Consider the following 14,047-nt stretch of genomic DNA (forward strand, 5'->3'; position numbering starts at 1 on the left):
AACAGATGAAACATGTTTTACTGTGTGTTTTTTTATGTGCCGCTATGCTTTCCTTCGGCCAGGATGCCAGGCGTTTTAAGGCAGACATCGAAGCTTTCGGCCGGCAGGACGATACGCTGAACATAAATGATTATGACGCCTTGGTCGTAGGCAGTTCTTCGGTGCGGATGTGGACGGATATGGATGCTTATTTTCCCGGTTACAGGTTTCTGAACCGGGGTTTCGGAGGATCGCAGATGAGCGATGTGCTTTATTATGCGGATGAACTCGTTTTCCGGCATGCTGTAAAAAGATTGTTCCTTTACGAAGGAGACAATGATATAGCGTGGGGCAAAAGAGTAGGACAGGTAAAAAGGGATTTTAAGAAATTGTTTCGGGCTGTTCGCAGACGTACCCCGGGAACAGAAGTGTATATTATCTCCGTAAAGCCTTCATTGGACAGAGAAAGAGTAGACAGGAAAAAGAGATACCGGGCTTTTAACCGCTGGGCGGAAAAGTATTGCAACAGGAAAGAAAAATTCTATTTTATCGATGTCTGGCCTTCCATGCTAAATGAAGACGGCAAACCCCGCCCCGAACTTTTTATAACCGATGGTATACATATGACTGATGAAGGTTATGGGATATGGACGGAAAGAATTACACCTTTTTTGAGGTAGACCTCCGCTTTTTGCGAAAAACCCTGGTCATTATAAAAATGACCAGGTGATCGTCCTTAAAAGCTTCCCGGATTTTCTGAAATGCAATTCGCATTTGTGACTCTACAGTCTTTACGGAAATATCCATTTGTGCAGCGATATCCTTGTATTTTATTCCTTCCATTTTGTTGAGCCGGACGATCTCCCGGCATTTGGGAGGGAGAGACTCCATGGCCTTTTTTATACATTCTGCCCTTCTTTCCAGTTGTTCGCTGTCTTCGGTAATTCGTTCCCGCAAGGCCTTTTCCCATAATTCATCGAGTAACTTACTGTATTTCTTCTCTTTCTTAACACTGTCTATGTACCGGTTTCGGGCTATGGTGTAGAGGTAGTTTTTCGGAGATCGTTCCGGGTCCAGCTTCATCCGGTCTTCCCATAAATTAATAAAAGCCTGCTGTACAATGTCTTCAGACTGAATTTTGTCATGAGTATAAGTAGTCATGTATGCCACCAAACGATCGTAATAGCACCGGAACAAATATCCGAAAGCCGCTTTGTCGTCCTTTTTTAACGCGCTGACCGCTTCTGATTCATTCATGGGTACTTGTATTAATTTTCTGTCATGTTGATAATTATACGCTGTAAATATTAAAAAAAAATTAATTCTTTTAAGGGTTTTTTAATTATTTAAAGCATTAGGGATATAAGAAAAAAAATTATTGCATTGAAAAACCTTGTCACAAAACTACTTACAGGGACAATTACCGAAGAGGAAAAAGAACAGCTTTACAAGCTGTTAAAAAATCCCGACAACCGGAAGGTCCTGGAAGAATACATACGCGATGATCACGATTTGAACCTGGCCGTTCAGAAAAATGATGTAAACATGGCTTTAACCCGGGTTATGAAGGAAATAGGACATAAACCAGGGCCCGTCAGAAAACTGTTTCCCGGAATACTAAAGTATGCGGCTTTGGCGGTTGTATTGCTGGGCCTCGGTTTTTTATTCAAACAGTATTTTCTTTCCGGGGGGAACAGAGAAGGGCTGGTCCCTAAAAATGAGCTCATCACCATAGACCTGGGTAACGGACAGACCCGGACCATAGATCCCTCAAAAAACGGACAATTGACAGGTACAAAGGGTAACGTGGTGGCTATGCAGCAACAGGATTTGCTGAGCTATGTTTCGGACGGGCCGGGAAAAGAAGAAGAGTACAATACATTAAAAATACCCTACGGGAAACGCTTTAGGGTAGAACTTTCCGATGGTACCATAGTGCATCTTAACGCCGGTACGGAACTAAAATACCCGGTTCGCTTTTCGAAACAGGACCAGAGGAAAGTATCCCTGAAAGGAGAAGCTTTTTTTGAAGTGAGCGAGGATAAGGAACACCCTTTTATTGTCAATGCGGAAGCGCTGGATGTAAAAGTCCTGGGTACGAAATTTAATGTGTCTGTCTACCCTGAAGATGAAGTTACCGATGTAGTTCTGTTAGAAGGTGCCGTGGCCATGTCATTACAGGAAAGCGATTCGTCTTCGGCTACCATACTGGCCCCGGGAAATAAAGGGACACTGCATCATACAGGTAAAACCATAAGCGTAACGGAAGTAAGCACCGGTATTTACACGGCGTGGATGAACGGTGAACTTGTTTTCCGCAGTATGCCCTTTGACGATATCCTGAAAAAACTGGAGCGTCATTACAATGTTGAAATAGAGAACACCAATGCGTCGTTGGGGAAAGAACTGTTTAATGCCGCTTTCAATGAAGTTCCCATAGATAGCGTGCTGAGTTTTTTCAGCGATGTACATAAGATCAATTTTGAGATAAAGGACAATAAGGTCTTTATCCGTTGAGAAGAATATCGATCCATCTATTGTTTAACCCGTATAAATCCATTTCGCATGAAGTAAGAATCAATACTACAGCACTTCAATAAAATAGGAAACCGGAAAATGGTGGCTCATTTCCCGGTCCTGGAATGTGTGATCAAACTAAAAAAATAGAGTAACCACAACCAAACGTTTAAATGTATGAAAAATCATCCGAATGGACGGAGGAGAATATTCCCTTTGTTTAAATTTGACTTAAAGATGAGGCTTACGGTACTGTTTTTTTTGGTTGTCCTGTGCGGATTACATGCCAACAACGGCTATTCGCAGAAGAACAGGATAACCCTGGACGCGGAACACATGACAGTACGCCATGTTATAGATCATATAGAATCTACCACGGACTATCGTTTTATTTACAAGACCAGGCATGTAGACCTGGAAAGGAAGGTCACCTTTAAAGTGGAAAAAGGTGCTATAGAGATGGTATTGGACCGTTTATTTTCCGATATACTCATCGGTTACAGAATAAGAGGGACCCATATTATACTCAAACCTGTCCCCGTAAAAAAATCATCGCTTGCGGAAGGGAAGGATTCCGGGGGTACGGAACAGGACCCCGTACAGGTAAACGGAACTGTCGAAGATGCGGAGGGCATCCCCCTTTTAGGAGCCAGTATACTGGAAAAAGGGACGGATAACGGAACGCAGTCGGACTTTGACGGCAATTTTTCCATTACGGTAAAAGATGAAAACGCCGTACTCGTTATTTCTTATGTGGGATTCAAGTCGCTTGAGATCCCTGTGAACGGCAGGACTTCCATAGCGGTTACCTTACAGGAGGACGCAGCAATGCTTGACGAAGTAGTGGTCATAGGATACGGAACACAACGCAGATCGCAGGTAGTCGGTGCGGTAGACCAGGTGGCAGATGAAGCCTTCCAGGGCCGTTCGTCGGTCAATACCACGCAGGCCTTACAGGGGAAATCCCCTGCCCTGGTAATACAACAGACAAATTCCGAACCCGGAGCAGGGCTCAATCTCAATATACGTGGGGTAAGTACGCTCGGAGATAATAGTCCTCTCGTAGTCATAGATGGAATAGTTGGTGGTGATATCAATGCCCTGAACCCTGCGGATATCGAAAGTATTTCCGTGTTGAAGGATGCCGGTAGTGCAGCTATTTACGGTTCCAGGGCAAGTAACGGGGTGGTGCTTATAACCACTAAAAAAGGGAGTAAGGAATCTCCCCTGACCGTAACCTATAACGGATTGGTAGGTTACAATTCCCCTCATTATTTTACACAGCCCGTACACGGTTATGAAAATGCCATGTTGCGGAACGAAGCGGCGCTGAACTCCAATGAGACTTCGGCGGTCTTTACGGCCGAACAGATACGGCAATTCCGGGAAAACGGTGATGAAGAGTGGTTTGCCGACGAAATTATAAAGCCCGCGCTACAGCAAAATCACAATGTATCCGTATCCGGTGGAAATGAAAATTCCACATATCTCGTATCCCTGGGATATATGGATCAAAGGAGCAATTTTGCCGGGCCCTCCAAGGGAATGGAAAGATATAACTACCGGATCAACCTGACCAACGATTACGGAAAATTTAAACTTACTTCCACGCTGGCATATACCAAACAGAAGATCACGGATCATTCTTCCAGCACCGGTACGCTTATGGTAGATGCTTTCCGGGTACCTCTTTACTACAGGCAGAAAGATGAAGAAGGAAATTACCTGACCAATGATGTCCTGCGGGAATTCAACCCGCTCGGAATACTGGAACAGGGCGGCTTCCGGAAATACGATAACGATGACGTTTTCGGGAATATCAGCGCCGAATTACGAATCACCGATAATTTCAAACTCCGGGGTGTGTTCGGAGGGCGGTTATATTCCAATAACCTGTTCAGCCGGACAAAAGAGGTAGATTTCGTGCCCTCGGGGATTTACGGAGCCACCAGAGAAACCAACGACGAAAGCTATAAAAGCCTCGATCTCAATACGCAGTTTATTGCTGAGTACACTAAGGTTTTTGCAGATCTGCACGACGTAAACGTTTTGTTAGGCGCCTCCAACGAAAATCATTCCGACAGAAAATCCCGTATCCTCAAACGTTATACCGATCCCGATCTGGGGACGCCTATAGGCGAAACCGTAATTGTCGATACCGATTCGTACAACTCTAACGACCAATCTGCAAAAAACAGCCTGAACTCCCTTTTCGGGCGCGCGTCGTATAATTATGACTATAAATATTTTGCCGAATTCAGTTTCCGTTATGACGGATCCTCCAAATTCCGGAAGGAAAAACGCTGGGGCTTCTTCCCGTCCATGACACTGGGATACCAGATAACCAAAGAAGATTTTATGCAGGGATACCGGGATAAGTTCGGGAATATCAAATTGAGGGCTTCTTATGGTATTCTCGGCAATCAGAATGTAGGGAATTACCAGTACCAGACTACCTATTTCACATTTTCCAATGCCTATGGTTTTAATAATGATGCCGTGGGAGGGGCAGGGTTTAACTTCGCGAACCCTGATATTCAATGGGAAAGGGCTGCAACTTTCAATGCAGGGGTGGATATGGATTTTCTGGAAGGAGCTCTCAGCCTTTCTTTTGATTATTTCGACAAGGTAACTTCAGACATACTGGTAGCTCCCGCAGTACCCGGTGTGTACGGTACCGACCTTCCCGATTTCAATGCCGGGAAAGTAGGAAACCGCGGTTGGGAAATAAGTGCCACCTACCGGCACTACGGGGAGTTTTTCCGTCACAGCGTTACTTTCAATATCGGGGATTCCAAAAATAAGGTACTCGATTTTCAGGGAAAAGAGATACTGACCCAGGTAGAGGAATTACAGATATTGTTGCGGGAAGGGCTGCCTTTTAACTCGTATGTGGGACTTAAAAGGGACGGATATTTTCAGAATTACGAAGAAATATCCGGAGCAGCAGTTCCGGAAGGGCTTACCGTTGTTCCCGGAGATAACCGTTATGTAGATGTGAATGAGGACGGGGTTATCGATGATGATGACAAATTTGTCTTCGGCAATCCTTTCCCGAGGTATACTTACGGATTTACCTATAATCTCGGTTTCAAAAACCTTGATCTGAGCATTTTCCTCCAGGGCGTCGGAAAAAGAACTATGATGATACGAGGCGAACTGGTAGAACCTTTTCACTACAATTACGGCATGACCATGTATACCCATCAACTGGATTACTGGACGCCGCAGAACACCGATGCCAGGTATCCCAGGCTGGCCAATAACGGTTCCCCCTCCAATACCAACAACTTCCGTCGCGGGTCCGATATGTACCTGTATGACGGGGCATACCTTCGCCTGAAAAACCTTCAGATAGGGTATACCCTGCCTGCGGAAATTGCGGAAAAGCTGGGGATGAAGAGTTACCGCCTGTACTTTTCCGGACAAAACCTCTTTACGTTATCCAAGGTGAAATTCGTAGACCCGGAACTCTCCGAATTCAACAACAGGCTCGAAAACTCCGGGGCTAACAGCGGAAGGGCCTATCCTACGCTGGTGTATTACGGACTTGGTATAGATATCAGTTTTTAAAAATCAGACCGATGAAAAAAATAATCCGACATAGAATAAAATATCTTGCAGTGTTACTGTTGTTCATGGTAAGCTGTGAAGATCTTGAACTGACTCCCGAAGATGAGTTTACGGATAAAAATTACTGGACAAGCGCCGCAAGGGCCGAAAGTATGCTCAATACGGCCTATTCACAGCTTTATACCAGCAGCCGGTTTTTCTATAACGAAGCACTTTCCGACAATGCCTTTAACGGCAGGGGAGATAATGAAGGTGCCGCTTCCCTGGCGGCCGGGACCTACGACCCTTCCCTGGGAAGGATAAAAAGCGAGTGGAACGATCGTTATGCGGGCATAAAAAGTTGTAACCTTCTCCTGGAAAATGTAGACCGGGTAGAAGACATGGACGAAAACCTGCGGAACAGGTATAAGGCCGAAGCCCGGTTTATCAGGGCATTTCAGCACTTTCAATTAATGACCTGGTTCGGGGATATACCCTTGGTTTCCAAAGATCTTACGCTCGAAGAAGCCCAGACCATCAGCAGAACACCCCGTTCCGAAGTACTCGCGTTTATTCTGGACGAACTGGATGCCGCAGCCGGTGTATTACCATCCAATACCGAATATCCCGAAACGGACAGGGGAAGGATCACCCGTGGTGCGGCTATGGCATTAAAGGCAAGAGTGTTGCTATACGAAGGACGCTGGGAAGAAGTGGTAACTGTCTGCGAGACCATCATAAATGGTGACGAATATGGTAGTTATGGCCTGTTTTCCTCGTATGAAGGACTATTCCTGCCCGAAAACCAATATAGTAGCGAAGATATGCTCAGTTTGCAGTATGTCCCCGAATTCCGTACCTGGGGGGAATTCTTTGACATGGCACCCCTTTCCGCCGGCGCCAGGCTGAATGCCCTTGCGCCTACACAGGAGCTGGTGGACAGCTACCGGATGCTGAACGGTAAGGCTATAGAGGAAAGCGGTTCCGGCTATGATGAAGAAAACCCGTATGACAACAGGGACCCGAGACTTACCTATACGGTGGTATACCACGGTTATGAGTGGAAAGAACCGGGTGGCGGAAGTCACACTATTTATATTGAGCCCGGTTCGTCGGAAGGAGATAATTCGGACGAATACGTATCTGGCTCATCGGCAAGTCCCACAGGGTATTATACCCGGAAATACTTCGATCCGACCCACCTTTCGTCGTTGAGGTCAGGCCTTAATCTCATGCTGATACGCTATGCGGATGTGCTGCTGATGTATGCCGAAGCCAAAAACGAACTCGGACAAATGGATCAGGATACCTGGAACGAAACCATAGGAGCGCTACGGGCGCGTGCCGGGTTTGAGGAAAGTGCCGCATTGGAATTTAACAGTGCGCTCGGACAGAATGCCCTGAGACAGGTGATCCGGAACGAACGCCAGGTAGAACTCGGCATGGAAGGACTGCGCATTTTCGATATCCGCAGGTGGCGTATCGCCGAAGATGTCCTCAACGGATGGGCGCATGGAGCACAGTTCGATCCGGCTTCACCTGATAACGGCTATATCCGTGCCAACCAAAGGTATTTCGACCCCGGTAAACATTACCTCTGGCCCGTACCGAGAGATGAACGGCTTATAAACGGGAACCTTTCGCAAAACCCCAACTGGTAACATAGGGAGAATACCAACCGAATATCAAAAATATACTTTAATGAGACCGGCATGTTTAAAATAACATCAAACCTGCCTGCCGGCAGGGGTTTCATCCGACCAATAAAAAACGATAAAAATAACCAGATGAAAACAATATTCACCAAACTGGCTTTCCTGGCGCTCATAGTATTTAGCGTTACAGGCTGTAGCGACGACGATAAACTTCCGGACGTAAAAGTGTCCGCTGTAAATGCCCTGTATGCTCCCGAAGATGATCTTTTGGTAAGACTGGAAGGAAAAGGTTCCGTCTTTTTCGAATGGGAAGCAGCCAAATCAGAAGACAACGGGGTGGTTCTTTATGATGTACTTTTCGATACTGCAGAAGGAGATTTCTCGAACCCCGTTTATGTCACAACTTCCGAAGGAAAAGGCTTTCGGAATACATTGACCTTATCCTATGAAAACCTCACCGGAATAGCCGCTATGGCCGGGATAGAAGCGGAAGCCAGCGGAAAACTCAAATGGACGGTCCATTCCTCCAGGGGACTGGATATCGTTAAGTCCGATATATTCAGGACCATAGAACTCGAGCGTCCGGAAGAAATATACATACCAGAGCAGCTTTTCCTTACCGGAACTGCTACCGAAGGAGGAGAGGACCTTGCTGTCGCTACCGGCCTGAAAAAAACGGGAACGGCGACATATGAGATATATGCGGCCCTTAAGTCCGGATCTTATCAGTTTACCGATGCAAAGACCGGGACGCCGCGAACCTATTTCATTGAGGGCGACCAACTTCAGGAGGATGGTACGGCAACATTTGAAGGGGAAGAAGGCATATACAGGATAAGGCTGGACCTTAACGATAATTCGGTAGAAATTGCCCGCGTAGATAAAATGGAATTATGGTTTGCACCTCTCGGGGAATTTTTATTCGAATTACCGTACGCAGGAAACGGAAGCTGGCTGGCGGTGGATGAAATGATAGAATTTAAGCAGGAAGACTGGGGAAGGGATGAGCGATATAAATTCCGTATGACCCTTATGCAGAACGGCAATACTCTTGAGGAATGGTATGGCAGTGTAAATAATGACAATTCACCACCCGATAGTAATACCCCCGTATCGTACTGGTATATGGTGTCCGTTACGGACGATCGATGGAACAATTGCTTTAAGTTCGCCGGAGCAGTAGATATGCACACGGTAAATGTAGAGGTAGTTTTTAATGCCGAAGTAACTGACTATACCCATGAGGTTACCGTAACAGACTAAAAAAACAGAAACATGATGAGAAAGCACAAATCACTTCAAAATAGTATCTTTGTCATGGCAGCCCTGGCCTTTGTCATGGCATGCGATGATGAGGCCATTCCGCTCCGGGATCCGTCAGATCGTGGAGAAGAAGCAGCTTTGACCTGGGAAGAAACAGCCGATTCGTTACAATCAGCAACCTATAATACCTACCTGGGGACCGAAGGGACCTTTGTACAGGACGACCAGGGCAATACCACGTTTCATTACTGGTGGAATTCCCATATGCTGGATGTCCTGGTAGACGGTTACCTGAGGACGGGGGACGAAAATTATGTTCCCCGTATGAAAGCCCTGGTACAGGGAATAAAAACGAAGCACGGCGGTACGTATACCAACGATTTCAACGATGATATGCAATGGTTGGGCAATGCCTGTGTGAGAGCATATAACGCTACGGGCGACGTGGAATTCAAAGAAGTTGCCGAATTCGTTTGGGAAGAGATCAAGAAAAGCTGGAGCGATCTTTACGGAGGCGGAATTACCTGGAAATCCAATGAGCCGCTCGGAAAAAATGCCACATCCAATGCACCGGCTGCCATACTGGCCATGAGGCTTTTTGAAGTGGACGGGAACGAGGAAGATCTGCAATGGGCAAAAGACATTTACCAATGGCAGAGAAATATGCTGGTAGACCCCACATCGGGTCTGGTATGGGATAATATAAATGAAGTGGATGGCCAGGTAGTGATCAATAAAGACTGGATTTTCACCTATAATATAGGAACATACATAGGTGCCGGACTTAAACTGTACGAAGAGACCGGGGAACAGATGTATCTCCAGGAAGCAGTAAAGACCGCAAAGTCCATGATGACGAGTTCCAAACTTACAACCGAAGGGTTGTTGAGAGATGAAGGACAGGGAGACGGCGGACTTTTTAAAGGCATACTGGTCCGTTATTTTACATTGCTTATTCAGCAGCCGGACTTAAGCGATAGCGAGAGGAAGTCTTTTCTGGACTTCATGAAATTCAATGCTAAAACGTTTTACCAAAAGGGAATAAAACGTCCGGCTATGCTTGCAGGGCCCAACTGGAGAGAAATGCCGGGAGACCGCACGGACCTTTCTACGCAACTCAGCGGGGTAATGCTTATGGAAGCGGCCGCAAAGCTACATGAAGAGGGGATGTTGGAATAGGAAAGGTACCGGGAAACAGTTATAACAACAGAGATAATGACTATAGTGTTTATCTCTGAGGTATGATTTTAGACACTTGTGAAGGGAGAAGACAATCAAATTCTAATTCATCTATAAATACTATAAACGAAAAATGCAAAGAAGAAAATTTATCCAAAACACGGCTCTGGTAGGAAGCCTGGCACTGGTAGATCCTTTTCACCTGGCAGCGGGGACATTGCACAAACAGCAATTTCCGGAAGTAAGGACCCCAAAAGGCAAGAGACACTTTGAAAGCAAAGCCATTGAAAAAGCTATAAAAGAGTTTCAGAAAAATGTAAAGGATGAGGAGCTGGCCTGGCTGTTCAACAACTGTTTCCCGAATACCCTCGACACCACGGTTACCTATACCGAAAAAAACGGAAAACCCGATACCTATGTAATTACAGGAGACATCGATGCCATGTGGCTGCGCGACAGTTCGGCCCAGGTATGGCCATATATGGCATTTGCAGATAAAGATGACAAACTGAAAAATCTTATAGCTGGCGTTATAAACAGGCAAACACAGTACATTCTCAAAGATCCGTATGCCAATGCCTTTTATGATGATCCGCAGAAAAAAGGAGAGTGGACAAGCGATTTTACCGATATGAAACCGGGAGTTCACGAACGTAAGTATGAAATAGATTCCCTTTGCTATCCCATAAGACTGGGATATAATTACTGGAAAACCACCGGAGACACGGCCCCGTTTGATGCAAACTGGAAAAAAGCAATAGAAGCCATACTTAAAGTTTTCAGAGATCAGCAGCAAAAAGACGGCCCCGGCCCGTATTCTTTCCAGAGGGAAACGGCTAATGCTACCGATACCAGGTCACTGAAAGGTTTCGGATACCCGGTAAAACCTGTGGGACTAATATGTTCTGCTTTCCGTCCTAGCGACGATGCTACGGTATTCTCTTTCCTGGTGCCTTCCAACTTTTTTGCCGTGGTTAGCTTAAAACAGGCTGCGGAAATGGTGGAAACACTGGCAGGTGATGCCGCACTGGCAGCAGACCTGAAAGCACTGGCCGCCGAAGTAGACGAAGCGCTGAAAACATACGCTGTGGTAAAACATCCGGAATACGGGGATATTTATGCTTTTGAGGTAGATGGTTACGGAAATCACCTGTTAATGGACGATGCCAACGTACCAAGCCTTCTGGCGCTGCCTTACCTGGATGCCGTTGATCTTAAAGACCCTGTTTACCAGAATACGCGAAAATTTGTATGGTCGCTGGACAATCCTTTCTTCTTTGAGGGAAAAGCAGCCGAAGGCATAGGCGGGCCACACGTGGGTATGGATATGGTATGGCCCATGTCCATTATCATGAAGGGACTGACCAGTACCGACCCCCAGGAAATAAAGAAATGTATAAAAATGCTGAAGTCCACTCACGGAGATACCGGCTTTATGCACGAATCCTTCCATAAGGACGATCCGAAGAATTTTACCAGGTCCTGGTTTGCCTGGACCAATACATTGTTTGGCGAACTCCTTTGGGATACTTATAAAAAACAACCGGAATTATTGCGTTAAAAACGCATAAACCGATCAAAACCGTTACTATGAAATTTTTTTTGAAGAATGGAATTACCTTGCTTATCCTGTCCCTTTTGTGTTTTAACTGCCAAGAAGGAGATAAGGAAAAAAAGGGTCCCATAAATAAAACAGCAGAAGATGTCGCGCTTACATCATACGTTAATCCGTTCATAGGCACGGCGCCGCTTACCGACCCGGAGATGATAGGCTATACCCCTCCGAAAAACTGGCGGGTTTGGGCGGGGCTGGTATATCCCGGCTCCTCCCTTCCCAATGCCATGGTGCAATTAAGCCCTGTTACCGAATACGGCAGCGGGGCGGGATATGAATATGAAGATAGTGAAATACTGGGATTTACCCATACCAATAAGGGACACTGGAACCTCTGTAATATCCCCGTACTCCCTGTTTCGGGCAATGCCCGGCATCCCTTCAGTTCTTCATTCGATCATAAAGAAGAAGATGCTTCCCCGGCCTATTACGAAGTCCTGCTGAAAGACTACAATGTAAAAGTCCGGTTGAGCTCGACCCTTCGCTGCGGGATTCACGAATATACCTATAAGGATACTACGGACCGTAAGGTGGTACTCGACCTGGGCAGGGCCAATAACCAGGTTTCGGACTGGGAAATACAACTCATCGGAAAAAATAGGCTGGAAGGGTTTCAGCAAATGGGAAAGGAGAAGATCTATTTTTCTGCCATAGTAAGTGACGAAATAGAAAATCTCGAAAAAAAGAATGAAGGTAAAAGTGGTGGTTATACCCTGGTACAACTCAAAGACGGAAACCAACCTGTGGTATTGAAAATCGGGCTGTCTTTTGTGAGTACGGACAACGCAGCGGAAAATCTCAAAAAAGAGATAGGAAATAAATCCCTCGATGATATCTGTAAAGAAGGTGTGGAAACATGGGAAAAACTATTGTCATCGATTAGTGTTGCCGGAGGGACCGACAGGCAGAAAGAACTTTTTTATACGTCTTTTTACCGCGCTTTTTTGTGGCCCGCACTCCGTAGTGATAATAACGGGGAGTTTACGGATGAAGCCGGTAACAAAAGAAAAGAAGACTTCGGTTACTACACCATTCCTTCATTGTGGGACACGTATCGAAACAAACTCGTATTACTGGCGCTGGTTTCTCCCGATGTTACCGAAGATGTTATAAAATCCCTTACGGACAGGGGAGAAATAAGAGGATTTATACCTACCTTTTTTCACGGAGATCATGCCGCGGCATTTATCACCGGTTCCTATCTGCGCGGAATAGAGGATTTCGATGTGAAAAAGGCTTATGAATTATTGCTGAACAATGCCTATAAAGAAGGAGGTACAAGGCCTTTCATAACAGAATACATAGAAAAAGGATATATCTCCGATCCGCAGATCGACGATCCGAATGTGGAGAGCAAAGGAAAAGCCGGGGTTTCCAAAACCTTGGAATATGCTTATGATGACTACGCCCTTGCGCAGCTGGCAAAAGTGATGAATGACTCCGTGCATTATAAAGACCTGATAAAAAGATCGAAAAACTATACCAATGTCTTCGATCCGTCCGTAAATTTTATGCGTGGAAGACTGGAAAACGGGCAGTGGATCAAACCGTTTAACCCGCAGTATCCCTATTACGAATATATGTACCGCGAAGCCAATGCGTGGCAGGTGTCTTTCTATGCGCCGCATGATATGCCAGGGCTTGTGGAGCTGTACGGAGGGCAGAAAGAATTTGAAAACAAGCTGGATTCACTCTTCGAAGTTCCCTGGAATCCCGATCACATAGCGAGAAATGTCTCCGGATTTATGGGGCAATACTGTCACGGGAACCAGCCCGATCACGAAGCCCCGTTTGCTTATTACTTCGCGGATAAGCCATATAAATCACAACAGGTAATCGACGATATCCTGGAAAATTATTACGGAGTCGGGGAAGACGGACTGGCCCTGGTAGGGATGGACGATGCCGGGGAAATGTCGTCCTGGTACGTATTTGCCGCTATGGGACTTTACCCGCTGTCTCCTGCAGATCCGGAATACCTGGTAACTGTACCTGTTTTTGATAGCGTGGACTTAAATTTCAAGGGACATAAACCTGTTTTTCTGCAAAAAATATCGGAGGGAAGGAAACTGGAGGAAATACGCATCGACGGAAAAAAGAGCAATTCCTTTTTTGTACCGCATCAATTGTTCGGGGAGGGAGGAAAACTGGAAATACTTACAGGAGAATAGTAGATGATTAAGTAGTGTTTTTGTGAATTTTAAAAGGTTTTAAAATCAAATTTGCGAAAAAAACAGATAAAATTTTGTTAAAACACTAATTGTCACTAAGTTTATGCCGATGGATA

General features: G+C 45.7%; 9 protein-coding genes. 8 read left to right on the top strand and 1 reads right to left on the bottom strand.

What is annotated here, in order from left to right:
- The first annotated feature begins 5 nt into the window (after positions 1-5).
- Positions 6-659 (top strand): GDSL-type esterase/lipase family protein, encoded by a 654-nt coding sequence (locus ACVBDY_RS07430; protein ID WP_447174834.1) that lies wholly within the window; start codon positions 6-8, stop codon positions 657-659.
- On the opposite strand, the gene ACVBDY_RS07435 is transcribed toward ACVBDY_RS07430, so the two are convergent.
- Positions 640-1,236 carry an RNA polymerase sigma factor gene (locus ACVBDY_RS07435; RefSeq protein ID WP_447174835.1) on the bottom strand — a complete coding sequence of 199 codons (597 nt, stop codon included), beginning with the start codon at positions 1,234-1,236 and terminating at the stop codon, positions 640-642. The genes ACVBDY_RS07430 and ACVBDY_RS07435 overlap by 20 nt on opposite strands.
- 126 nt (positions 1,237-1,362) lie before the next feature.
- Here ACVBDY_RS07435 and ACVBDY_RS07440 point away from each other — a divergent pair, with 126 nt between their 5' ends.
- The 7 genes from ACVBDY_RS07440 (at position 1,363) to ACVBDY_RS07470 (ending at position 13,931) form a co-directional block, all read left to right on the top strand.
- Positions 1,363-2,496, top strand: a complete 1,134-nt coding sequence (locus ACVBDY_RS07440) for a FecR family protein (protein WP_447174836.1) — start codon at positions 1,363-1,365, stop codon at positions 2,494-2,496.
- Positions 2,497-2,673: 177 nt separating this feature from the next.
- The gene (locus ACVBDY_RS07445; RefSeq protein WP_447174837.1) at positions 2,674-6,069 is read left to right on the top strand and encodes a SusC/RagA family TonB-linked outer membrane protein; all 3,396 of its coding nucleotides are present in this window, start codon (positions 2,674-2,676) and stop codon (positions 6,067-6,069) included.
- A gap of 11 nt (positions 6,070-6,080) precedes the next feature.
- Complete coding sequence (locus ACVBDY_RS07450; protein ID WP_447174838.1) at positions 6,081-7,709, top strand: RagB/SusD family nutrient uptake outer membrane protein; 1,629 nt, start codon at positions 6,081-6,083, stop codon at positions 7,707-7,709.
- Between the two features lie 126 nt (positions 7,710-7,835).
- Positions 7,836-8,966, top strand: a complete 1,131-nt coding sequence (locus tag ACVBDY_RS07455; protein ID WP_447174839.1) for a SusE domain-containing protein — start codon at positions 7,836-7,838, stop codon at positions 8,964-8,966.
- A gap of 12 nt (positions 8,967-8,978) precedes the next feature.
- Complete coding sequence (locus ACVBDY_RS07460) at positions 8,979-10,145, top strand: glycoside hydrolase family 76 protein (protein ID WP_447174840.1); 1,167 nt, start codon at positions 8,979-8,981, stop codon at positions 10,143-10,145.
- 133 nt (positions 10,146-10,278) lie between these two features.
- Positions 10,279-11,706 carry a glycoside hydrolase family 125 protein gene (locus tag ACVBDY_RS07465; RefSeq protein WP_447174841.1) on the top strand — a complete coding sequence of 476 codons (1,428 nt, stop codon included), beginning with the start codon at positions 10,279-10,281 and terminating at the stop codon, positions 11,704-11,706.
- A 29-nt stretch (positions 11,707-11,735) separates the two neighbouring features.
- A complete protein-coding gene (locus ACVBDY_RS07470; RefSeq protein ID WP_447174842.1) occupies positions 11,736-13,931 on the top strand; it encodes a GH92 family glycosyl hydrolase in 2,196 nt (731 codons plus the stop codon).
- Positions 13,932-14,047 lie beyond the last annotated feature (116 nt).

The sequence above is a fragment of the Sinomicrobium halophytocola genome (genome assembly GCF_052983395.1).